This window comes from Variovorax guangxiensis (assembly GCF_003952165.1).
Lineage (GTDB): Bacteria > Pseudomonadota > Gammaproteobacteria > Burkholderiales > Burkholderiaceae_C > Variovorax > Variovorax guangxiensis.
The window spans coordinates 30,540-53,209 of record NZ_RXFT01000020.1 but is presented as its reverse complement, the minus strand read 5'-3'; the positions used below and the strand labels follow the sequence as shown (position 1 = coordinate 53,209).

The following is a 22,670-nucleotide window of genomic DNA, read 5'->3' as shown; positions in this document are numbered from 1 at the left end:
GCAGAGATTGTGGGGCCGCCGGGAACACGCTCCGACCCGGGTTATCGAGGGCCCATGGTGCCCGTCGTCTTCAGGCGGCTGTCGGGCATCCAGCCCATGGTGTCCTCGCCGGTCTTCGGGTGGATGAACATAACCTGAACCCATTCCTTGTACGGCGTGTAGACGGTGACGCGGTCCTTCGGAATCAGGAACTTGCCGCTGTCGCAGGCCGCGTCGGGCGCGGTGTAGAGGCGGGCCCGGCCGGTGCCGACCACGACGGCGCCGTAGCGCGGAACGAAGCCAGGGCTCGCATTCGCGACCGCATGGAGCTCCTCGCATCGCTTGCCATCGGCGGGAGCCGCCGTCACGGCTTGGGCCGCCACCGCGGCCAGGCACAACACGCACCATGAAATTGCTCTGGACATCGGTGGATTGTCCATCGATTGAAGCGATGGGCACGCCCCGCGTCCGGCTGCGTCAGAATGGCCGCGTGCCGCCTACACCCTCTTCCTCCGCCCCGCCTCCCCTCTTCCACGCCAGCCATCTGCACAAGCGCTATGGCGACACCACGGTCGTGAACGACCTGTCGTTCGAGATCGCACCCGGCGAGTGCCTCGGCGTGATCGGCCCGAACGGCGCCGGCAAGACCACCACCATCCGCATGTGCCTGGGCCTCACCGCGCCCGACGGCGGCGAGATCTCGGCGCTGGGGCTGCAGATGCCGCGCGATGCGCTGGCGATCAAGGCGCAGCTGGGCGTGGTTTCGCAGTTCGACACGCTGGACCCGGACTTCAGCTGCGCCGAGAACCTCGTGGTGTACGGCCGCTACTTCGGCTTCAGCAAGGCGCAGGTGCGCGCGCGCGTGCCGCAGTTGCTGGAGTTCGCGGCGCTCTCGCACAAGGCCGACGCGAAGCCGGGCGAGCTCTCGGGCGGCATGCGGCGGCGGCTCTCGCTGGCGCGCGCGCTGGTCAACGACCCGAAACTGCTGCTGCTGGACGAACCCACCACCGGGCTCGACCCGCAGGCGCGGCACCTGATGTGGGAGCGGCTGCAGGTGCTGCTGCAGCAGGGCAAGTCGATCCTGCTGACCACGCACTTCATGGACGAGGCCGAGCGCCTGTGCTCGCGCCTGCTGGTACTGGACCACGGCCGCAAGATCGCCGAGGGCCGCCCGCGCGACCTGATCGCCGAGCACCTGGAGCCCGACGTGGTCGAGGTGTATGGCAACGGCGCGCTCTCGCTGGCCGGGTCGGCCGAGCTGAAGGCGATGGCGGCGCGCGTGGAAGTCAGCGGCGAGACGGTGTTCTTCTACACTCAGGACGCGCGGCGGCTGCTCGATGCGCTGACGCGGCACGGCGGGCTGCGCACCTTCCACCGGCCCGCGAATCTCGAAGACCTCTTTCTGAAGCTCACGGGTCGCCAGATTCGTGAAGATGGCTAGACATGAACACGACGACCACCACAATCGCGCCCCCTTCGCCCTCACCGTGGCGCCCGCCCCAGCTCTCGCTGCGCTGGTGGCCCGTGTTCCTGCGCAACCTGCTGGTGTGGCGCAAGCTCGCCATACCGAGCCTGATCGGCAACATCGCCGAACCGCTGATCTGGCTCGTGGCCTTCGGCTACGGCATGGGCGCGCTGGTGGGGCAGGTGTCGGTCGACGGCGTGAAGGTTCCGTACATCCTGTTTCTCGCGAGCGGATCGATCTGCATGAGCGCGATGAACGCGGCCAGCTTCGAGGCGCTCTATTCGGCCTTCTCGCGCATGCACGTGCAGAAGACCTGGGACGGCATCATGAACGCGCCTGTGGGCCTGGACGACATCGTGCTGGCGGAGATGCTGTGGGCGGCGTTCAAGTCGATCTTCACCGTGACGGCCATCCTTTTCGTGATGCTGGGGCTGGGCATCAGCCACAGCCCGAAGCTCATCGTCGCGTGGATGGTGCTGATCGGCGCGGGCATCACCTTCTCTTCGATCGCGCTGATCTTCAATGCGCTGGCGAAGGGGTACGACTTCTTCACCTACTACTTCACGCTGTTCATGACACCGATGATGTTCCTGAGCGGGGTGTTCTTTCCGCTGGAGCAGTTGCCCGCCGCCGTGCAGGCAGTGGCCGCGTGGCTGCCGCTGACGAATGCCGTGGCGCTGGTGCGGCCGCTCTTCATGGATCAGTGGCCCGCCGGCTGGTGGGTGCACGCGGTGGTGCTGGCGGTGTATGCGGTGGTGGCGTTCTGGATTGCGCTGGGGCTGACGCGAAAGAGGTTCAGGGCGTAGCAGCAGCGGCCTCTACGCGGCCCGGCGGAAACCACGCGATGACGCCCGCCGTCCGCGCGCGCACTTCCGGCGAGGCCAGGCAGGTGGCGACCGCTTCGTAGCCGGGTGCGCCGGAATACGGTGCGACCTGCATCGGCGGGCTGTGGTTGGCGGGACAAAGAATGATGGTTTCGTCAGGACCCACGGCGGACAGGTCGAGGATCGCGCAGGAGCGGGTGAGCATGAACATCGGCCGTGCGCCGGGGGCTCTTCGGCGCAGCCAGGCGATCAGGGCCTCCTGCGTGGGCTGGTCCAGGCCTTGCTCGATCATGTCCACGATGAGTGTGGCGGAGCCTTCGGCTTCGAGTTCGGAGAGCAGCACCGACAAGGCGGCCGATGGCGCGGCACCGTCTTCCGCGAGCCAGGCCAAGGCCTCGTTGACTCTCGACTTCAGCCGGTTGTCGGCGTGCAGTCTTGCCTTTGCCGCGGCCACTTCGGTTTCTTCAAGCCTCTGCAATCCCAGAAAGACCGCGTCTGGCAGCGCCTGCGCAAGGCTGTGCGCGAACCGGGTCTTGCCGCTGCCCAGCGGGCCGATGATGTAGTTCAGCGCACGGATGTCGCGCAGTTCGAAAGGCTCGCCGCCCCAGGGCCAGGGGAGCTCGAATGCGGCGCGGACCTCGGGAGCCGGAGCACGCAGCTCCGCAAGTTGATCGACGGTCGGGGTCCGGCCTTGCAACAGGTCGCTTCGCAGGCTGCGGATTTTCTCGACCGCACCTGACAGCCCATGCAACTGCGCCTCCAACGCCGCTTGATGAGCCGCCAATGTCTGCTCCAGCCCCTGCGGGTCGCCTTGCAACACTCGCCCCACCTGAGCAAGGCTGAAGCCGAGCGCTCGAAGCGCGACGATTTCGGCGGCACGGGCCATCTGCTCAGGGCCATAGACACGCCAGCCTGCAGCGGTCCGCTCGGGCTCCACCAGACCACGCTGCTCGTAGAGCCGCAGGGCCTTGGCTGACACGCCGAGCCGCCTTGCGGCTTCGGACGGGCTGAGAAATCGGGTGTTGGATCGCACGATGAGAACCTTTTTCGACGAGTCTGCCTTTGTAAGGGCTGTCCCTGGGGCCGGGTCAACAGGCCGACACGAAAACCGGGTTTCATGTGCCCTGACCTCACCTCGATACTGACATTTTCAAATTACATTGCACACAATCTAATTGCTCGCTACAATTCAGCCCATGCGCTCCACCGCCATCAACGCCGACGAAATGCTGAAGCTGGACAACCAGCTGTGCTTCGCCGTCTATTCCGCTTCGCTGGCCATGACCCGGCTGTACAAGCCGGTGCTCGAGAAGCTGCAGCTCACCTACCCTCAATACCTCGTGATGCTCGCCCTCTGGGAGCAGGACGGCCTCATGGTCTCCGAGCTCGGCGAGCGCCTCTCGCTCGATTCGGGCACGCTCACGCCGCTGCTCAAGCGCCTGGAAGCCAACGGCTACGTGGCACGGGTGCGCGACGTGGCCGACGAGCGGCGCGTGCACATCACGCTGACTGCGGCGGGCCGCAGGCTCAAGAACCGCGCATCCAGCGTGCCGGCCTGCCTGATGGCCGCGGCCGAGTGCTCGGTGCCCGAGCTGGTTTCCCTCACCCAGCAGATCCAGGCGCTGCGCGACCGCATCAGGAAGGCAGCCTGACGGCAGCGCCACATTTTTCTCCCGCTCCGCTCCACCTCCGCAAGGAAAGAGAACGAAGCCTTTTCACCACCCTCCCTTCAACTTCATCACCACCAAAGGAATCACCATGACCACCAAGCTCGACAAAGTGCTCTACACCGCAGAAGCCCACACGGTCGGCGGCCGTGACGGCGCAGGCAAGTCCAGCGACGGCGCGATCGACGTCAAGCTGAGCTCGCCCGGTTCCGGCAAGCCCGGTACCAACCCCGAGCAGCTGTTCGCGGTCGGCTATGCCGCCTGCTTCATCGGCGCGATGAAGGCCGTCGGCCCGAAGATCGGCGTGAAGGTGCCGGAAGACGTCGCCATCGACTCCAGCGTTTCGCTTGGCCCGACGAACGGCGGCGCCGCCTACGGCATCGCCGTGAAGCTGGCGATCACGCTGCCCGGCCTGGATGCCGAGGCCAAGCAGAAGCTGGTCGACACGGCGCACCAGGTCTGCCCGTACTCGAACGCCACGCGCGGCAACATCGACGTCGAACTCAGCATCGCCTGAGCCTCGCGTACAAGCGAACCCGAAGCGGCCCGGCCCCAAGCCGGGCCGCTTTTTTCATGCCCGCCGATGTCTCACGGGTGACGCCAAACACGGCTGCGCGATGGCGCCTTTCATCAAGCTTGGCTAACGTAGGCGAACACCACAACCGCCAGGAGCCACGCTCATGAGCACCACCAGCCTCCTCATCCGCAAAGACCAGCTTTCCACCACGCGCCTCCACACCGCCACAGACGAAGCACTCGCGGACGGCCAGGTGCGCGTGCGCATCGACAGCTTCGCGCTCACTTCCAACAACATCACGTATGCCGCCTTCGGCGACGCGATGAGCTACTGGCAGTTCTTCCCGAGCGGCGAGGAAGGCTGGGGCAGCATCCCTGTGTGGGGCTTCGCGAGCGTGGTGCAGTCGTTGCACCCGGGCGTGCCTGTGGGCGAGCGGCTCTACGGCTACTGGCCGATGGCCTCCAGCACGGTGCTGAGCCCCGGGCGGCTCTCGCCCGAGCGCTTCACCGACATGGCGCCGCACCGCGCCGAGCTGCCCGCCGTCTACAACCAGTATTTCCGCTGCGCGAGCGACCCGCTCTACACGGCCGGCACCGAAGACATCCAGGCCCTGCTGCGCCCGCTGTTCATCACCTCGTGGCTGGTCGACGACTTCATGGCCGACAACGATTTCTTCGGCGCCGACACCATGCTGCTGTCCAGTGCATCGAGCAAGACGGCCTACGGCACCGCCTTCCAGATGCACAAGCGCGAGGGCATCGAAGTGATCGGCCTCACCTCGCCCGCCAACGTGGCGTTCTGCGAGAGCCTTGGCTGCTACGACCGCGTGGTGACCTACGACGCGCTCGACAGCATCGCGGCCGACACGCCCTGCGTGTACGTCGACTTCGCCGGCAACGGCACGCTGCGCAACGCCATCCACGAGCGCTTCACCAACCTGAAGTACAGCAGTTCCATCGGCGGCACCCACGTCGAGCAGCTCGCGTCCAAGGGCGCGGGCAAGGATCTGGCGGGGCCGCGCGCCACGCTGTTCTTCGCGCCGGCGCAGATCAAGAAGCGAACCGCCGAATGGGGCCCCGAGGAGTTCGGCCGCCGCATGGTCGCGGCCTGGCACGACTTCATGGCCACCGTCACTGATGCGAAGGCCCCCTGGCTGCATGCCGAGCATCACAACGGCGGCGAGGCGGTGCAGGCCGCCTACGCGCAGGTGCTGGCGGGCAAGGGCGATCCGCGCACCGGCCACATCCTGTCCCTTTGCAAGCAGTCCGCCGCAGGCTGACGCCAGGGGCATCGCGCGGCGACGACAATCGCCGCATGACCCAATCTTCCGCGGCGCCCGCGAACACACATCCTTATGAGAGCCTCACGCCCGACGTGGTGCTCGACGCGCTCGCGACGCTCGGCCTGTACGGCGACGGCCGGCTCACCGGCCTGAATTCCTACGAGAACCGTGTCTACCAGGTCCACCTGGAAGACCGCAGCGTGGTGGTGGTCAAGTTCTACCGCCCCGGCCGCTGGAGTGAGGCCGAGATACTCGAAGAGCACGGCTTCTCGCTCGAACTGGCCGCCGCCGAGGTGCCTGCCGTGCCCCCGCTGGCCTTCGACGGCAGGACGCTGCACCACCACGCCGGCTTCGCCTTCAGCGTGAGCCCCTACCGAGGCGGCCGCGCGCCCGAGCTCGACGATTTCGAAGTGCTCGAATGGGTGGGCCGCTTCCTGGCGCGCATCCATACGGTGGGCAGCGCCAGGCCTTTCGAGGCCCGGCCCGCGCTCGACCTGCAGACCTTCGGCATCGCCTCGCGCGACTGGCTGCTCGCCAACGACAAGATCCCGCTCGACGTGCAGCGCGACTGGGAAAAAGCCTGCAACGAGGCGCTGGACATGATCGGCGCCACCGCGCTTGCGGCCAGCCCGCCTTCGGCCGACTTCCAGCCCCGCAAGCTGCGCCTGCACGGCGACGTGCACCCCGGCAACATTCTCTGGACGCCCACCGACCGTCCCGGCGGCGGCCCGCACTTCGTCGACCTCGACGACGCGCGCACCGGCTTCGCGGTGCAGGACCTGTGGATGCTGCTGTCGGGCGACCGCGCGCAGCGCACCGCGCAGCTGTCGGGCCTGCTCGACGGCTACGAGCAGTTCCGCGAGTTCGACCGCCGCGAGCTGGCGCTGATCGAGCCGCTGCGCACGCTGCGCCTCATCCACTACAGCGCCTGGCTGGCGCGGCGCTGGGAAGACCCGATCTTCCCGATCAACTTCCCGTGGTTCGGCTCCAGCGACTACTGGAAGGGGCAGATCCTCATGCTCGAGGAGCAGTGCGAGCAGATGGCGGAAGAGCCGCTCTACGCCTGATCGCCGCGGGTGGCGGCGAGGCTTTCGGCCACGCCTTCCAGCAGCCGCTCGACCAGCACATTGGCCGGCCCGCTGCGCCAGATGCCGTAGGCCTCCGACTGCGCCACGGCCCTGTCGAGCGGCCTGAACACCGCGCCGCGCAAGGCCGAATGCCGCATCGCCTGCGGCACCAGCGCCACGCCCAGCCCCTGCGACACCCACGAGACCACCGCGAGCCAGTGCCGCACCTCGTGCCGTACCTCGGGCAAGAAGCCCGCGTCGGCGCAGATGCTCAGGATGCGCTCGTGATAGTCGGGCGAGACCTCGCGCGAGAACAGCACGAAGGGCTGCTCGCGCAGGTCGGCCGGTGCCAGCACGCGCTTGCGCGCCAATGCGTGCCCGGCGGGCAAGCAGGCCACGAAGGGCTCCGACAGCAGCAGCCGGTGCTGCAGCTCGTCCGGCACGCGGTGCGTATGGGCGAAGCCCAGGTCGAGCCGGTCGTTCAGCAGCTCGGCGACCTGCATGCCCGAATTGAGTTCGCTCAGCGTGATGCGCACCGCCGGGTGCTTCGCCTGGAAGGCGCGCAGCGCCTGCGGCAGGCCCCGGTACAGCATCGCGCCGACGAAGCCGATGCGTAGCCGCCCGGCCGACCCCAGCGCCACGTCGCGCGCCTCGATGGCGGCCTCCTCGGCCTGCAGGAGCAACCGGCGCGCCGAAACCCGCAGCGCCTCGCCCGCGGGCGTTAACCGTACTTCCTTGCTGTTGCGCTCGAAGAGGCGCGCGCCCACGTTGTCTTCGAGCTGCCGTATGGCCACCGACAGCGGCGGCTGCGAGATCGACAGCCGCCGCGCCGCCCGCCCGAAGTGCAGCTCCTCGGCGAGCACGGAGAAATAGCGCAGGTGACGCAGTTCCATGGATAGTCAGATCGAATCGAACAAGACCAAATCGATATTAGACACGGATCGTTCCGGCTTCAACAATGCGCCAAACCAGAGACTCAAGGAGACAAAGCGCATGGCAGAGCACGCCCATCCGATCCCCGATCGCCACGGCCAGAACCTCTTCACCACCGACGCCGAGCTGCACGCGCTGCTCGCGCTCTACCTGCCCGACGACCTGCGCCGCCACATGCAGCCGCACTTCGAGCGCCTGGGCGGCCTCGCGGGCGGCCTGATCGACGAGCTGGCCGGCACCGCCGACCGCAACCCGCCCGTGCTGAAGCAACGCACGCGCACCGGCCTGGACGAGCAGAAGATCGTCAAGCACCCCGCCTACGTGGAAATGGAGCGCCTCGCGCTCGCCGAATTCGGCCTGGCCGCCATCTCGCACCGTGACGACACGCTGGGCTGGAAGGGCAGGATGCCGCCGCTGGTCAAGTACGTGCTGACCTACCTGTTCGTGCAGGCGGAGTTCGGCCTGTGCTGCCCGGTGTCGATGACCGACTCGCTCACGCGCACGCTGAAGAAGTTTGGCAGCCCGGAACTGGTCGCCAGATACCTGCCGCGCCTCACCTCGCTCGACTTCGACGAACTCGCGCAGGGCGCGATGTTCATGACCGAACAGGCCGCCGGCTCCGACATCGCCGCCACCGCCACGCTGGCCCGCCGCGAATCGGACGGCAGCTGGCGCCTCACGGGCGACAAGTGGTTCTGCTCCAACCCCGACGCCGACTTCGCGATGGTGCTCGCGCGCGCCGATGACGGCCCGCAGGGCATGAAGGGCGTGTCGCTCTTCCTGCTGCCGCGCCGGCTCGACGACGGCAGCCTCAACAGCTACCGCATCATCCGGCTGAAGGACAAGCTCGGCACGCGCTCCATGGCCAGCGGCGAGATCCGCCTCGAAGGCGCCACCGCCTGGCTGGTGGGCGAGGAAGGCCGCGGCTTCGTGCAGATGGCCGACATGGTCAACAACTCGCGCCTGTCGAACGGCGTGCGCGCCGCCGGCCTGATGCGCCGCGCGGTGGCCGAGGCCGAGTTCATCGCATCCGAGCGCCGCGCCTTCGGCCGCACGCTGGAGCAGATGCCGCTGATGCAGCGCCAGCTCGACAAGCTGCGCCTGCCCGCCGAACAGGCCCGCACCATGGTGTGCCAGACGGCGCTGGCGCTCGCGCGCTCCGACGCGGGCGAGCCCGATGCGTACGCGCTGCTGCGCATCCTCACGCCGCTCATCAAGTTCCGCGCCTGCCGGGATGCGCGCAAGGTCACGGGCGACGCGATGGAGGTGCGCGGCGGCTGCGGCTACATCGAGGAATGGAGCGACGCGCGGCTCGTGCGCGACGCCCACCTGGGATCGATCTGGGAAGGTACGAGCAACATCGTGGCGCTGGACGTGATCCGCGCGGTGAAGCGCGAAGGCTCGCTGCCGGTGCTGCGCGCGCACTGCGAGAAGCTGCTTGCAGATGCGGCGCTGGCTCCCGCCTTCGCCAAGGCCCTGCGCGACGCGCTGGACCGTGCCGCCGCGCTCACCGAGACCGCCGCACGCGAAGGCGGCGACGTGCTCGCGCGCCAGGCCGCCTCCGCCCTCTACCACTGCACCAGCGCCATCGCCATGGCCTGGGAGGCCGCGCGCGGCGGCTCCACGGCGCGCCTGCGCTGGGCGCAGCTGGTGCTGCTGCACCGCGTGCTGCCGCGCGATCCGCTCTCGCCCGACGCGATGCCGGCGGACTGGAACGCCGCGGCGGCCTCGTCGGCGGCGGTGCCCGCCTGAGCCCTCTTCTTTCAATAAAACGGAGACACCCTTGAAACGCTTCACCTTCCTGCTGGCCGCATGCGCCTCGCTGATGGCGGCCATGCCCGCTGCGCAAGCGGCCGATGCCTTTCCCTCCAAGCCCCTGATGCTGGTCGTGCCCTTCCCGCCCGGCGGGCCGACCGACGCGATGGCGCGCACGCTCGCCGCCGAGATGAAGGACCGCCTCGGCCAGCCCATGATCGTGGAGAACCGCGCGGGCGCCGGCGGCAACATCGGCGCCGAGTACGTGGCGCGCGCCGAGGCCGACGGCCACACGCTGCTGTTCGGTACCTCGGGCCCACTGGCCATCAATTCGAGCCTGTACCGCAAGATCAACTACGACCCGGTGAAGAGCTTCGCGCCGGTGATCCAGGTCGGCTACCTGCCGAACATCCTGGTGGTCAACCCCACGCTGCCGGTGAAGAACGTGCAGGAGCTGGTGGCCTACGCCAAGGCCAACCCGGGCAAGCTCAGCTATGCCTCGTCGGGCAACGGCGCCTCGTCGCACCTCGCGGGGGTGCTCTTCAATTCGGTGGCGGGCACCGACCTGCAGCACATTCCCTACAAGGGCACGGGCCCCGCGCTCAACGACTTGCTGGGCAACCAGGTCAGCATGACCTTCACCGACATCCTCACCGCGCTGCCCTACGTCAAGGCCGGCAAGCTGCGCGCGCTGGGCGTGGCCACCGTGGCGCGCTCGCAGGCACTGCCCGACGTGCCGACGATTTCCGAGCAGGGCTACAAGGGCTACGACGTGAGCGTGTTCTTCGGCATCGTCGCGCCGGCCGGCACGCCCGCCGACCGCGTGAACAAGCTCAACCATGCGTTCGCCGAGGTGCTGAATTCGCCGAAGGTGAAGCAGATGTTCGCGGCGCAGGGCCTCGAAGTGCCGGCCGATACATCGCCGCAGAAGCTCGGGCAGTTCATCGCTGGCGAATCGGTGAAGTGGAAGGACGTCGTGAAGAAGTCCGGCGCGCAGCTCGATTGAGAACACCGAAATGAACCAGGCCTCCAAGGGCGCCCTCGCCGGCATCCGCGTACTCGACATCTCCCGCATCCTCGGCGGCCCCTACTGCGGCCAGATCCTCGGCGACCATGGTGCCGACGTGCTCAAGGTCGAGCCGCCCCAGGGCGACGACACGCGCACCTGGGGCCCGCCCTTCAGGGAAGGCGTGGCCTCGTACTACCACGGGCTCAACCGCAACAAGCGCGTGCAGCACCTCGACTTCTCGACCGAGGAAGGCCGCGGGGCGCTGCTCGCGCTGGTGGCCGAGGCCGACGTGCTGATCGAGAACTTCAAGACCGGCACCATGGAACGCTGGGGCATCGGCTACGAGGAGTTGTCGAAGCGCTTCCCGCGCCTCGTGTGGTGCCGCGTCTCGGGCTTCGGCGCCGACGGCCCGCTGGGCGCGCTGCCGGGCTACGACGCCGCCGTGCAGGCCATGACCGGCATCATGAGCATCAACGGCGAGGCCGACGGCGGCCCGCTGCGCGTCGGCCTGCCGGTAGTGGACATGGTGACCGGCCTCAACGCGGTGATCGGCGTGCTGCTCGCGCTGCAGGAGCGCAACCGCAGCGGCCGCGGCCAGTTCGTGGAGGCGGCGCTGTACGACAGCGGCCTGTCGCTGCTGCATCCGCATGCCGCCAACTGGTTCATGGACGGCACCGAGCCCCGCCGCACCGGCAACGCGCATCCGAACATCTATCCCTACGACGCGCTGGCCACGGGCACCGACCCGGTGTTCGTGGCGGTGGGCAACGACCGGCAGTTCGCGAGCCTGTGCCGCTGCATCGGCTTGCCCGAACTCGCTGAAGACCCGCTCTTCCGCACGGCCGGCTCGCGCTCGGTGAATCGCGCGCAGCTCAAGCAGCGGCTCGAGGCCGCGATGGCCGCCTTCGATGGCCGCGCGCTGGTCGATCAACTCATGGCCGCCGGCGTGCCCGCCGCGCCGGTGCTGCCGGTGGATGCAGCGCTGCAGCATCCGCACACGCTTCATCGCGAGATGGTGGTGGAGATGCCCGGCGGCTACCGCGGCATAGGCGCACCGGTAAAGCTGAGCCGCACACCGGCCAGCTACCGGCATGCGCCGCTCACGCCGGGCGATGCCTTTGTGCCTTCGGAAGACTCAGCGCAGCATTGACGACCGGCCCCGGCCGATGCCGTAGTAGGCGATGCCCGCCGACTCGGCCTGCGCTGCATCGTAGAGATTGCGCCCGTCGAAGATGGTGGGCGGCGCGTTCAACTCGCCGGCGAGCTGCGCGAAGTCGGGCCGCCGGAACTCCTCCCACTCGGTGACCACGGCCAGCGCATCGGCTCCTTGCAGCGCCTCCTGCGCGGTGGTGCACCAGTGGATGTCGTCGCGCTCGCCGACGATGCCGCGCGCATTCGGCATCGCGGCAGGGTCGTAGGCCCGCACGCGCGCGCCGGCCGCCCACAGGCGTTCCAGCAGCACGAGGCTGGGCGCGTCGCGCATGTCGTCGGTGTCGGCCTTGAAGGCCAGGCCCCACACGGCGATGGTCCGGCCCGCGAGCGTGCCGCCGAAGTGCCGCGACATCAGCTCGAAGAGCCTGCCTTTCTGCTCGTGGTTGGTGGCAGCGACGGCGGAAAGGATGCGCAGCGCATGGCCCGCACGTTCGGCCGCATGCGTGAGCGCCCGCACGTCCTTCGCGAGGCAGGAGCCGCCATAGCCCACGCCGGCCTGCAGGAAGTCGGGCCCGATGCGCCGGTCGGCACCGATGCCGCGCCGAACCGCCTCGATGTCGGCGCCCGCCTGCTCGGCCACGCGCGCCATCTCGTTCATGAAGCTGATGCGGGTGGCGAGCATCGCGTTGGCCGCGTACTTGGCGAGCTCGGCCGAGCGGCGGTCCATCACGAGCAGCTGCCTTTGCGGGTCTTGAATGAAAGGCGCGTAGAGCCTGGTCAGCAGCCCGATGGCCCATGGATCTTCGCTGCCGATCACCACGCGGTCGGGCTGCCGGCAATCGCGCACGGCCGAGCCTTCGCGCAGGAACTCGGGGTTCACCGCCACCGCGATGCGGTGCCTCGCGCCACGCTGCGCAAGCTCGCCGCCCAGCACGGCCTCGACTTGCGCGGCCGTGCCCACCGGCGCGGTCGATTTGCAGACCACCAGCGCGTCGCGGTCGCGGTGCCGCCCGATGGCGGCGGCCACCGCGATGACGTGCCGCAGGTCGACCCGCCCCTGCGCATCGGCCGGCGTGTTCACCACGATGAAGAGCAGGTCGCCATGCTCGCAGGCCGCGCGCTCGTCGGCGGTGAAGCGCAGCGTGCCCGCCGCGACGCCCGAGGCCACCAGCGCTTCCAGGCCGGGCTCGTGCAGCGGCATCCGGCCGCCCTGCAGGCCCTCGATGCGCGCCGGATCGGCGTCCGCGCAGAGCACCTCATGGCCCGCCTCGGCCAGGCAGGCGGCGAAGCTCAGGCCCACGTAGCCCGCGCCGAAGATGGTCACCTTCATGGACGGCCCCATGGCGTGCGGCACTGGTGGCGGGCGCGGTTGTGCGATAAAAGCAGGATGCAAGCCTTCAAAACGATGTCCGGACAGGAAAATTCGATGATGCCCGATCAAGTTGCCGCGCGTTGCGCGCTGGTCCTGGAGACCAACAACCTGCGCGGCGGCGCCGATGCAGAGGCCAGGGCGGGCGAAAGCCTGCAACGCCTCGTCGCCCTGCTGGCGAAACAGAAGCTGCCGCTGAGCGCGCTCGCGCAGGTGGTCATCACGCACGACGGATTGAGCCCTGCCACCTGCGAGGCCGTGAGCGCGCTCGCCGGCCGCCCCATCGACTTCGTGCGCATCGACACGAGCACCGGCTATTACGACGCCAAGAACGCCGGCTTCGCGGCCACCGACGCGCAGCGCTGCACGCACGTGGTGTTCGCCGACGCCGATTGCCTGCCCGACGACGACTGGCTGCTGCAGATGCTGCTGCCGTTCACCAAGGGTGCCGATGCCCCCACCGTGGTGGCCGGCCGCACCAGCTATGCGGCCAACGTGGTGGGCACGGCCCTCACCACCATCGACTTCATGTACTTCCCCAACGCCGATCATGCGGGGGCCACGAGCAACTTCTACGCGAACAACGTGGCCTTCCGCCGCGACGTGTTCGAGGCGCACAGCTACCAGGCGCTCGACGGCGTCTACCGCGCGCACTGCCAAGTGCTCGGCATGCGGCTGAAGGCGGCGGGCGTGCCCATCCACTACGCGGCCGCGGCCCACACCGAGCACCGCCTGCCCGACACGCGCGCCGAGGCGCTGAAACTGCGCTGGATGCGCGGGCAGGACACCTATTCGCTCACGCCGCACCTGCTGCGCAGCTACGTGTCGCCGCGCTGGCAATGGCTCGCGAGGAGCGGCCCGATCGGGCCGCTGGCGGTGCTCTTCACGCGGCTGGGCTTCAGCATGAAGGCGCTGAACCATCAGGACCTGCCGCCGCTGCGCGGGCTGCGCTGGCTCGCGGGCGTAGCGCTCATCCTCGGTTTCTCGGCCGTCGACATGCTGGGCGCGTTCGCGCGCGGCATCGGCTGGCACACGACCGGGCGCACCAATGCCGATGCGCAGGCGCTGTCTTATCACCGGCCCTGATCGAGCCCCGCCTTTTTTCCTTTCCGCAGAAGAAGAACAACCAAAGACCATGCGCAACTTCTCTTCACTTTCCGTCCGCCGCACGGCAATGGGCCTCGCGCTCGCGGGCGCCTTCACGCTGGCTGGTGCCGCCGACTTCGCGGGCCGCGGCGTCTTCAACTTCAAGTCCGACGCCGGCTGCCCATTCGCGGCGCTCGCGGGTGGCGGCAGCGAGTGCAACCGCCTCGCACTGGACGACGCCGACACCCACGCCGCGCTCGACGCCGCGGCGCACACCATCCGCTTCGCCAGCACCCGCAGCTATCCCGAGAAAACCATCGTCGGCGACGTGCTGCTGCAGGGCTCGGGCCGCGCGCGCGACGGCCAGCGCGTGCCGCTGACCTTCCATGCGCTGCTGAGCCGTTCGGGCACCGAGTGGTCGGTGAGCAGCCATGCGCATTCGCCCGTAAGCGGCGAGTTCGACGACATCCGCATCGATCCGTACAAGGTGACGGTGAACGAGCCCAGCACCGAACGCGTGATGCTCACCCCCGAGCAGATCGTCGAGGCGCTGGCCAGGCCATCGCTGGCCGCGCGGCTGGCCAACGTCTTCGTGCAGGTGGACGACAACCGCGCCGACGGCGCCAGGGACGCCGACATCACCATCGGCCTGGGCCTGAGCCGCGCCTCGAAGTCGGTGGCGCGCGCGCGTTTCCGCGCGCCGGGCGCCAAGGGCCGCGACCTGGCGGAGGCGATGCAGCAGGGCAACTGGACGCTGGAGCTGCAGGCGCTCAGCGGCCAGATCCCGCGCCAGGTGGTACAGCGCGACCTGTTCCTGTACGGGCTCGAATCGCAGTCGCTGCTGCAGCCCCTGCTGCAGCGCGGCTTCCGCAAGAACGAGAAGCTGCTTCTAGGCGCCGCCAACGGCAAGGGCTACATCCGCTACGACGGCCAGCAGCGCGAGTTCGCGGGTGCCGACGCGGCCGCGCGCGCCTTCCTGCAGGACAGCTTCATCGGGCTGGTGCTGGGCTGGCAGCAGCAACAGCCGCAGACGGCGAAGACAAAGGCCGATGGCCGCTGAACCCGCATCCGGCACCGCGCCCGGCTTCGACTGCCTCTCGCCGCCGCGGCTGCGCGGCTGGCCCGCGCTGCAAGCCTGGCTGGTGCATCACGTCAAGCGCGCCGCGCTGCGCCAGCTGCATGCGAGCAACGAGGGCGAGATGCTGCTGCTGCGCTTCTACCTGGTGGGCGAGGAGTCATCCGAGCAGGCCCTGCAGCGCGAACTGCGCATCGCGCCGCCCGAGTGGCTGGCGCGCCAGCTCGACCAGCACCTGGCCGACGAGCAACTGCACGCGCGCCTGTTCGCGCAGGCCATCGTCGAGCGCGGCGGCAATGCGCAGGCCGCTGCGTCGCCGGAAGAAGCGCCACAGCCCGACTGGTTCAGCCGCCGCAAGCTCGCGCGCTGGCAGGCGCTGATCCGCCGCCACGCGCCGCACTTCGCGCACGGCGGGCTGGTGCCGGCCTACGCCATCGGCCTCGCGGCCGAGCAGATGGCCTCGCGCATCCTGCAGCGCCACTGCGCGCTGATCGGCCCGCAGCACGCGCTGCATCCGCTGCTGTCGCGCGTGATGGCCGACGAGGACCGCCACATCCGGCTGTGCAGCCACACGCTGCAGCGATGCGTGGCGCCGCACGAGCAGCAGCGGCTCGCGCGGGTGATGCGCGAGGTGCGCGACACCGAGCGCGGCTTCGGCGTGACCGGCGCGCTCGGCATGTGGCTGGCCGGCGTGGCGCTGCGCCTGCGCCCCGGCTCGGCACCGCCGGTGCGGCACCACGCCTGAGCGATGCCGCCGCGCATCCTCTACCTCGCGACCGCGGACGCGCGCGGCCACCTGATGCGCGCCCAGCTGCGCACGCATGCGTTGCGCGAGGCTGGCGCGCAGGTGCGCGTGCTCACCACCTCCGACGAAGGCGCGCGCTTCCTGGCCGGCTTCGGGATCGACGCGCCGGTGCTCTCGCGCCACTACGCGGTGCAGTTCGACACGCAGCAGAACATGCTGCGCCGCGAGACCGACCGCAACGTGGCGCTGTACATGTTCAGGCCCGAACGCATGCTGCGAGACGTGTGGCGCCTGCGCGCGCACTTGCGCGATGCCGACCTGGTGGTGAACGACTCCTTCCACCCCGCGCTGCTGCTGATGGGCTGGCTGCCCATCTGGCGGCGCAAGGTGGTCCACGTGTACGGCGCGAGCCTGCGGCATGCGCTGGAAACCAACTTCAGCGGCCGCATGCCGGGCTTCGTCGCCCGGGTGTTCGGCCGCATCGTGGCCTGGCAGATCGACCGCAGCCTCGCGCGCATCGAGCACGACTTCGCCTACGGCGAACCGCAGCACGACGGACACGGCCGCCACCGGCTGGCCACACCGGTGGCGGTGGTCGATGCGGTGGACAGGGGCGATGCAACGCGGCAGCGCGTGGCGGCCGTCTACCTCAACCCGCACTTCCAGGAACCGGCGCTGGCCGACGGGCTCGAGCAGGGCCTCGCCGACGCCGGCGTGCCCGCGCACCTCGTCGGCGAAGGCTATGCGCATCGCCCGCATTGGCACGCACGCGACGAGCACTGGATCGAGGCGGCCGCGCACAGCGCCTTCATCGTCTCGGCGCCGGGCATGGCGGCGCTGTCGATCGCGGCGGTCTACCGCAAGCCGATCCTGCTGCTGCTCACCGACCAGCCCGAGCAGGCGATCAACGCGGGCCGCGCGGCGCAGCTGGGGCTGGCGCACCGGGTGGTGGTGTGGCGCGGCGATGCACCGAAGTTCGCGCGGGCGGTGGCGGGCGCGGCGGAGGAACTGCTCGCGGCATCTGCCGATGGCGCAGCGCGCAATGCCGATGGCCGGCAGGCGGCCATCGAGCGGCTCCGGCAATGGGTCGGGCTGCTTTACGGGCTTGCCGCGGCCAACGCGCAGCGGTAGGCGGCCCTCAGTCCTGGGCCTGCGGGCGGGCTTCGACGACGAAGGCCTGCAGCTCGGCCAGCCGGCCGTCGCGAAAGCGCCAGACATCGCAGTACGCATGGCGGGTCGCCTTGCCTGTCTCGTCCTTCAGCGTGATCTCGCCAAGGGCCGCGAGAAAGTCGCCGTCGGCGATCAGGCGGTGCACCTCGAACCGGGGCGGCTCCCGGTAGGCGGTCGCCATCCATTCGCGCACCGCCTGCTTGCCGTCGAGCGTTCTGTCGCCGACGAAGGTCCACTTCGTGTCGTCGGTGCAGAACGCGAGAAATCCTTCGTGGTCGCCCTGGGTGATGGCGGCGTTGGCCTTTTCGAGAATCGCCTTGTGGGTCTCGGACATCCGGAACTCTCCTGTGTTCGTGCGGCGCATGCGAATGCACGCGTGCCGGCGAAGGCGAATTTCCATCAGTCCGGCCTGCCCGGTTGCCGGCCCGGCCGCAACGACGATGTCAGTCTTCGGCTCGTGGGCTCCTGGTACTGCTGTCTTCCCGGGACAAGCAAGGGGCCTGGCTAATCCAACGAAAGATTCAGATCGCGGATCAGCGGATGCCACCGCGCCGATTCGCCCTGCAGCAGCGCCGCGAAGCGCGAGGGCGTGTCGCCCGCGGGCTCCACGCCGAACTCGGCCAGCCTGCGCAGCACTGCGGGGTTGTGGATGGCGCTGGCCACCGACTGCTGCAGCCGCGAGACGATCTCGCCCGGCGTGTTGGCGGGCACCACCAGGCCCAGGAGCGCGGCGGCCTCCACGCGCGGCAGGCCGATCTCGGCGAAGGTGGGCACGCGCGGCAGCTGCGCCAGGCGCACGGAGTTCGCCACCGCCAGCGGGCGCAGCCTGCCGCCGGGGATGAAGCGGCGCGAGGCGGCCAGGTCGCACATGATCACCGGCAGCTGGCCGCCGGCCACGTCGGCCACCGCGGCCGCGGCGCTGCGATACGGCACGTGCACCATTTCCAGGCCAGCCTCTCGTTCGAGCAGCTCCATCGACAGGTGCTGCGGGCTGCCGGTGCCGGCCGAGGCGTAGCTGACCTTGCCGGGGAAGGCGCGCGCGTCGTCGATGAAGGCCCGCGCATCCTTCACGCCGCTGGCCGGCCCCACCAGCAGCACCATCGGCAACCGCCCGAGCAGGGTGACGGGCGCGAAGTCGCGCGAGGGGTTGTAGCTGAGGTTTCGGTACAGCGCCGGGTTGAACACCAGCGTGCCGCTGTCGGCCGACAGCAGCGTGTAGCCGTCGGCCGGGGCGCGCGCCGCCTCGATGGCGCCGAGCGCGGTGTTGCCACCGCCGCGGTTCTCGATGGTCACCGACTGGCCCGAGTCGATGGCCAGCTGGGCGCCGATGGTGCGCGCGACGATGTCGGTGCCCGCGCCGGCCTGGTAGGGCACGATCCAGCGGATGGGCTTGGAGGGGTAGGCGAACTGCGCCTTCGCCGCACGCGGCGGCCATGCCGTGGCCGCGAGTGCGGTCATGGCCAGCAGTTGCTGCAGAAGCGGTCGGCGGCGTGTCATGGGGCGGAGGAAGGGTCCTGCGCCATGGTAGTGGCATCGCCCGATGCCGGGCGGCTCGGGGCGCACGAGGCCACAAGGGCCGAGCGGGATCAGGAAGAGATCAGGGCGCGACCGGATTGCCAGGCGTGCCGGCCTCGCGGGCCGATGCAGCAGCGGCGGCCACGGCCGGCGTGCGGTAAGTGACGTTCACGGCGGGCGCCGCTGCGGCGACAGGCGCCACGGGCGCGATGGGCTCGGGCGGCGGGCGCGTGATCTTGACCAGCGGCGCCCTCCTGACTGGCGCAGGCGCCGCAGCCACCGGAGCCGGCGGAACGACAGGCGCCACGGGCGTGAACGGCGCCTCTGGCGTCGAGTAGTACTGCACGGGGGTGCCGGGCGCGGCGGCGGGCGCAGCGGCGGCCACCCCGCTGGTCGCCGCGGCTGGTGCAACGGGTGCGCCAGGTGCGGCGGGCGCCGCCACCGGCTGGCCCTTCGGGTCGTAGAGCATCGCGCTCTTGCTCACCCCGGTGCGCACCGGGCCCACGCCGACGCCCACGCCGGCCGAGCCCGACACCTGCCCGCCGTTGTTCACCGCCACGCCCGCGCCGAGCGGGCCGAAGCCGGTGTTCAAGCCGACGGAGAAATTGCCGTCCTTCGTGGCGCCGAGCCCCAGCGAGAGCCCGGGCACCAGTGGAATGCCGACGTGGTAGTGGGAACAGCCGCCCGCCAGGAGCAGCAGCGCCGCCGCCGGAACGACGGCCGCTGCCCGGATGACACGCGGCCGGCCGTTCACACCAGCAGCGCGTTGACGCGCCTCACGTAGGCCGCCGGGTCCGCCGGCAGGCCGCCTTCGGCCAGCAGGGCCTGGTCGAACAGGATGTTGGCCAGGTCGTCGAAGTGCGAGGAGCCCTCGAGCTTCTTCACCAGCGGATGCTCGGCGTTGACCTCGAGCACCGGCTTGAGCTCGGGCGCGGGCTGGCCGGCCTGCTTGAGCATGCGCGCGAGCTGCGTGCTCATGCCGCCGTCCTGCACCACCAGGCAGGCGGGCGAGTCGACCAGGCGCGTGGTCACGCGCACGTCTTCCGCCTTGTCCTTGAGCGCCTCCTTGAGCTTCTCGAGCATGGGCTTGAACGACTCGGCGGCTTCCTCGGCGGCCTTCTTCTCGGCCTCGTCCTGCAGCTTGCCGAGGTCGACCGCGCCCTTGGCGACGCTCTGCAGCGGCGTGCCGTCGAACTCGTTGAGGTAGTTCAGCGCCCACTCGTCGACACGGTCGGTCATGAGCAGCACCTCGATGCCCTTCTTCTTGAAGACTTCGAGCTGCGGACTGTTCTTCGCGGCTGCGAGCGTATCGGCCGTGATGTAGTAGATGGCGTCCTGGCCTTCCTTCATGCGGGCCTTGTAGTCCGCGAAGCTCACGCTCACCGAGTCGGTGGTGGTGGAGGCATAGCGCAGCAGCTTGGCGATGCGATCGCGGTTGGCGAAGTCCTCGCCCAGGCCTTCCTTGAGCACCGCGCCGAACTCGGCGTAGAACCTGGCGTACTTGCCCGATTCGTCGGCTGCGGCTGCGGCGGTTTCAGCGGCGGTGGGGGCGTTCTTGTCGACAACATCGGTCACGCCTTCGGTGGGGTCCGGTGCCGGCACCGACTCGCCCGAGCCCACGTCGATCTTGCCCTCGCCGCTCTCGGGCGCGGTCTTCTGCTTCTTCGCCAGGTCTTCCAGCATGCCGAGCACGCGCTTGGTGCTGCCCTCGCGGATGGCCTTCACGTCGCGGCTTTCCTGCAGCAGCTCGCGGCTCACGTTCAGCGGCAGGTCGGCCGAGTCGATCACGCCCTTGACGAAGCGCAGGTAGCTGGGCATCAGCGCCTCGGCGTCGTCCATGATGAAGACGCGCTTCACGTAGAGCTTCACGCCCGCGCTCTTGTCGCGATTCCAGAGGTCGAAGGGGGCCTTGGCCGGGATGTACAGCAGTTGCGTGTACTCGGTGCTGCCTTCCACGCGGTTGTGGCTCCAGGCGAGCGGGGCCTCGTAGTCGTGGCTGATGCTCTTGTAGAACTCCTCGTACTGCTCGGGAGTGATGTCCTTCTTGGGGCGGCTCCACAGGGCGTTGGCCTTGTTGACGGTTTCCCACTCGCCGGTCTTCACCATGTCGCCGGGCTGGTCGTTCTCGCCGTCCTTCCACTCTTCCTTCTCCATGAGGATGGGCAGGGAGATGTGGTCGGAGTACTTGCCGACGATCTGCTTGAGCTTCCAGGCGTTGAGGTATTCGTCTGCATCTTCGCGCAGGTGCAGCGTGATGCTGGTGCCGCGCTCGGCACGCGTGATGTCGGCCACCTCGAAGTCGCCGGCGCCGCCGCTCGCCCAGCGCACGCCCTGGTCGGCCGGAAGGCCCGCGCGGCGCGACTCGACCGTGATCCTGTCGGCCACGATGAAGCCCGAGTAGAAGCCCACGCCGAACTGGCCGATGAGCTGCGCGTCGGCCTTCTGGTCGCCGCTGAGCTTGCTCATGAAGTCCTTGGTGCCGCTCTTGGCGATGGTGCCGAGGTTGTCGATCGCCTCCTGGCGCGACAGGCCGATGCCCTTGTCGGTGATGGTGATGGTGCGCGCGGCCTTGTCGAAGCTCAGGCGCACGTCGAGGTCGGACTGGCCTTCGTAGAGCTCGGGATGGTCGAGGGCCTCGAAGCGCAGCTTGTCGCAGGCGTCCGATGCATTCGAGATCAGTTCGCGCAGGAAGATTTCCTTGTTGGAGTACAGCGCATGCGTGACGAGGTGCAGCAGTTGCGCGACTTCAGCCTGGAACGGGAGTTTGGTTTTGGAGGAGTCAGCCATGGAAAAAGATATGTCGAATCCAAAAAATTCTAAGCGGGCATGGCACCGAAGGGACGATGCCCTGCCAACGTCGTGAAATAGGGGGATCTCCGCCTTTTTCAAGGGCAGGAGAAACCGGATGGCCAGCGCCCGCCGCCTCTGGGCCGACGGCACTTATCCGCATCCGGCGTCCCATATCCAATTTATCTGGGCAACGACTCCACCTCGCGCGTCCAGCGGTCGATGAGGCGCTTGCGCTCGGCCGCCTTGCCGTACTTCTCGAAGTCGTACCTGATGAGCTTCACGTCGGCCATCGACGGGATGCGCGGATCGGGCTTGAAGGTCTTGTTGGCCGGCGACTGCAGGCTGCCCGCCTTGCCGCCGATGGCCTGCCCCGCGGGGCTCATCAGCCAGTCGTAGTAGCGCCTGGCGTTCTCCTTGTTGCGCGCGCCCTTCACGAGGGCGATGCCGCCGATCTCGTAGCCGGTGCCCTCGCAGGGCGCGGCGGTCTTCACCGGAAATTTGTCATACCGCCAGCGCTCGAAGCCGAAGATGAAGCTCACGCCGATGGCCACCTCGCCCTTGGCCACGTTGGGCGCCTGCGCCTGGCCGCTGCGGGTGTAGCTGGTCACGTTTTTGTGCAGCTTCTTCAGGTAGTCGAAGGCCTCCTCCTCGCCCATCTGCTGCACCAGCCCCGCGATGATGGTGTAGGCCGTGCCGCTGGTGGCGGGGTGCGAGATCTCGATCTCGCCCTTGTATTCGGGCTTGATCAGGTCGGCCCAGCACCTGGGCTCGTGCAGCTTTTTCTTCTTGAGCACGTCGGTGTTGAAACCGAAGCCGATGGCGCTGGTGTAGAAGCCGCCCACCATGTTCTGCGACAGCGCGTACTGCCGCACCGCCCAGTCGTGCAGGTCGTTGATGTAGGCCGGGCGGTAGGCTTCCAGCAGGCCCTGCTCGGCCGCCTGCAGGAACGGATCGCCGGTGCCGCCCCACCAGATGTCCGTCTTGGGATTGGCGGCCTCGGCGCGCAGCTGGGCGCCGATCTCGCCGGTGCCCTTGTGGGCCTGCTGCACCTTGATGCCGGTCTCGCGCGTGAAGGCCGCGGCGGCCGCCTCGCACCAGCCGGCATCGGTGCTGCACAGCGCGTTGACCGTGCCTTGCGCGGCGGCGTTCGACGCTCCAAGAAGGGCTGCCGCGGCGAAGCCTGCGGCGACGGCGATGTGACGGATGGCGGCTGGGCGCATGCGCGGATCTCCTCGTTGTCTTTGTTGGAAGGCGCAGGATAGCGCCCAAC

Annotated in this window: 22 protein-coding genes; 13 read left to right on the top strand and 9 right to left on the bottom strand. The window is 69.1% G+C overall.

Going from position 1 to position 22,670, the window contains the following annotated elements:
• Positions 1 to 41 precede the first annotated feature (41 nt).
• The gene (locus EJP67_RS30545; protein WP_126025465.1) at positions 42 to 404 is read right to left on the bottom strand and encodes a hypothetical protein; all 363 of its coding nucleotides are present in this window, start codon (positions 402 to 404) and stop codon (positions 42 to 44) included.
• A gap of 26 nt (positions 405 to 430) precedes the next feature.
• Here EJP67_RS30545 and EJP67_RS30540 point away from each other — a divergent pair, with 26 nt between their 5' ends.
• Positions 431 to 1,420, top strand: coding sequence for an ATP-binding cassette domain-containing protein (locus EJP67_RS30540; protein ID WP_240650834.1), 990 nt, complete (start codon positions 431 to 433; stop codon positions 1,418 to 1,420).
• A 2-nt stretch (positions 1,421 to 1,422) separates the two neighbouring features.
• Positions 1,423 to 2,250 carry an ABC transporter permease gene (locus tag EJP67_RS30535; protein ID WP_126025464.1) on the top strand — a complete coding sequence of 276 codons (828 nt, stop codon included), beginning with the start codon at positions 1,423 to 1,425 and terminating at the stop codon, positions 2,248 to 2,250.
• Here EJP67_RS30535 and EJP67_RS30530 read toward each other — a convergent pair.
• Positions 2,240 to 3,301 (bottom strand): MerR family transcriptional regulator, encoded by a 1,062-nt coding sequence (locus EJP67_RS30530; protein ID WP_126025463.1) that lies wholly within the window; start codon positions 3,299 to 3,301, stop codon positions 2,240 to 2,242. The genes EJP67_RS30535 and EJP67_RS30530 overlap by 11 nt on opposite strands.
• Before the next feature lie 163 nt (positions 3,302 to 3,464).
• On the opposite strand from EJP67_RS30530, the gene EJP67_RS30525 reads away from it, so the two are divergent.
• From EJP67_RS30525 to EJP67_RS30510, 4 genes are all read left to right on the top strand, one after another.
• The gene (locus tag EJP67_RS30525; protein ID WP_126025462.1) at positions 3,465 to 3,920 is read left to right on the top strand and encodes a MarR family winged helix-turn-helix transcriptional regulator; all 456 of its coding nucleotides are present in this window, start codon (positions 3,465 to 3,467) and stop codon (positions 3,918 to 3,920) included.
• Between the two features lie 106 nt (positions 3,921 to 4,026).
• Positions 4,027 to 4,452, top strand: a complete 426-nt coding sequence (locus EJP67_RS30520) for an organic hydroperoxide resistance protein (protein WP_126025461.1) — start codon at positions 4,027 to 4,029, stop codon at positions 4,450 to 4,452.
• A gap of 163 nt (positions 4,453 to 4,615) precedes the next feature.
• Positions 4,616 to 5,731 (top strand): DUF2855 family protein, encoded by a 1,116-nt coding sequence (locus EJP67_RS30515; protein WP_126025460.1) that lies wholly within the window; start codon positions 4,616 to 4,618, stop codon positions 5,729 to 5,731.
• Between the two features lie 35 nt (positions 5,732 to 5,766).
• Entirely contained in the window at positions 5,767 to 6,801 is a 1,035-nt protein-coding gene (locus tag EJP67_RS30510; RefSeq protein WP_126025459.1) for a serine/threonine protein kinase, read from the top strand.
• On the opposite strand, the gene EJP67_RS30505 is transcribed toward EJP67_RS30510, so the two are convergent.
• Positions 6,792 to 7,694: a LysR family transcriptional regulator gene (locus EJP67_RS30505; protein ID WP_126025458.1), complete on the bottom strand. Its 903-nt coding sequence runs from the start codon at positions 7,692 to 7,694 to the stop codon at positions 6,792 to 6,794. The genes EJP67_RS30510 and EJP67_RS30505 overlap by 10 nt on opposite strands.
• 100 nt (positions 7,695 to 7,794) lie before the next feature.
• On the opposite strand from EJP67_RS30505, the gene EJP67_RS30500 reads away from it, so the two are divergent.
• The 3 genes from EJP67_RS30500 to EJP67_RS30490 are packed head-to-tail and all read left to right on the top strand — an operon-like array spanning position 7,795 to position 11,648.
• Complete coding sequence (locus EJP67_RS30500) at positions 7,795 to 9,486, top strand: acyl-CoA dehydrogenase family protein (RefSeq protein ID WP_126025457.1); 1,692 nt, start codon at positions 7,795 to 7,797, stop codon at positions 9,484 to 9,486.
• A gap of 31 nt (positions 9,487 to 9,517) precedes the next feature.
• Complete coding sequence (locus EJP67_RS30495; protein ID WP_126025456.1) at positions 9,518 to 10,495, top strand: Bug family tripartite tricarboxylate transporter substrate binding protein; 978 nt, start codon at positions 9,518 to 9,520, stop codon at positions 10,493 to 10,495.
• 10 nt (positions 10,496 to 10,505) lie between these two features.
• Positions 10,506 to 11,648: a CaiB/BaiF CoA transferase family protein gene (locus tag EJP67_RS30490; protein ID WP_126025455.1), complete on the top strand. Its 1,143-nt coding sequence runs from the start codon at positions 10,506 to 10,508 to the stop codon at positions 11,646 to 11,648.
• On the opposite strand, the gene EJP67_RS30485 is transcribed toward EJP67_RS30490, so the two are convergent.
• Positions 11,634 to 12,980, bottom strand: a complete 1,347-nt coding sequence (locus tag EJP67_RS30485) for a UDP-glucose dehydrogenase family protein (RefSeq protein ID WP_126025454.1) — start codon at positions 12,978 to 12,980, stop codon at positions 11,634 to 11,636. The two genes, EJP67_RS30490 and EJP67_RS30485, sit on opposite strands and share 15 nt — an antisense overlap.
• Positions 12,981 to 13,076: 96 nt before the next feature.
• Here EJP67_RS30485 and EJP67_RS30480 point away from each other — a divergent pair, with 96 nt between their 5' ends.
• The 4 genes from EJP67_RS30480 to EJP67_RS30465 are packed head-to-tail and all read left to right on the top strand — an operon-like array spanning position 13,077 to position 17,056.
• Entirely contained in the window at positions 13,077 to 14,105 is a 1,029-nt protein-coding gene (locus tag EJP67_RS30480) for a glycosyltransferase family 2 protein (protein WP_126025453.1), read from the top strand.
• A gap of 49 nt (positions 14,106 to 14,154) precedes the next feature.
• On the top strand, positions 14,155 to 15,165 hold the full coding sequence (locus EJP67_RS30475) for a hypothetical protein (RefSeq protein ID WP_126025452.1): 1,011 nt from the start codon (positions 14,155 to 14,157) through the stop codon (positions 15,163 to 15,165).
• Positions 15,155 to 15,925 (top strand): hypothetical protein, encoded by a 771-nt coding sequence (locus EJP67_RS30470; protein WP_126025451.1) that lies wholly within the window; start codon positions 15,155 to 15,157, stop codon positions 15,923 to 15,925. Before EJP67_RS30475 ends, EJP67_RS30470 begins: the two co-directional genes overlap by 11 nt.
• A gap of 3 nt (positions 15,926 to 15,928) precedes the next feature.
• The gene (locus EJP67_RS30465; protein ID WP_126025450.1) at positions 15,929 to 17,056 is read left to right on the top strand and encodes a glycosyltransferase family protein; all 1,128 of its coding nucleotides are present in this window, start codon (positions 15,929 to 15,931) and stop codon (positions 17,054 to 17,056) included.
• A gap of 7 nt (positions 17,057 to 17,063) precedes the next feature.
• Here the strand turns inward: EJP67_RS30465 and EJP67_RS30460 are convergent, their stop codons facing one another.
• The 5 genes from EJP67_RS30460 to EJP67_RS30440 form a co-directional block, all read right to left on the bottom strand.
• The gene (locus EJP67_RS30460) at positions 17,064 to 17,429 is read right to left on the bottom strand and encodes a nuclear transport factor 2 family protein (protein ID WP_126025449.1); all 366 of its coding nucleotides are present in this window, start codon (positions 17,427 to 17,429) and stop codon (positions 17,064 to 17,066) included.
• A 170-nt stretch (positions 17,430 to 17,599) separates the two neighbouring features.
• Entirely contained in the window at positions 17,600 to 18,592 is a 993-nt protein-coding gene (locus tag EJP67_RS30455) for a Bug family tripartite tricarboxylate transporter substrate binding protein (RefSeq protein WP_165909753.1), read from the bottom strand.
• Between the two features lie 100 nt (positions 18,593 to 18,692).
• Complete coding sequence (locus tag EJP67_RS30450; RefSeq protein WP_126025448.1) at positions 18,693 to 19,364, bottom strand: hypothetical protein; 672 nt, start codon at positions 19,362 to 19,364, stop codon at positions 18,693 to 18,695.
• Positions 19,361 to 21,397: a molecular chaperone HtpG gene (htpG, locus tag EJP67_RS30445; RefSeq protein WP_126025447.1), complete on the bottom strand. Its 2,037-nt coding sequence runs from the start codon at positions 21,395 to 21,397 to the stop codon at positions 19,361 to 19,363. The genes EJP67_RS30450 and htpG overlap by 4 nt, the downstream gene beginning before the upstream one ends.
• A gap of 182 nt (positions 21,398 to 21,579) precedes the next feature.
• Positions 21,580 to 22,620, bottom strand: coding sequence for an ABC transporter substrate-binding protein (locus EJP67_RS30440; RefSeq protein ID WP_126025446.1), 1,041 nt, complete (start codon positions 22,618 to 22,620; stop codon positions 21,580 to 21,582).
• Between the last annotated feature and the right edge of the window lie 50 nt (positions 22,621 to 22,670).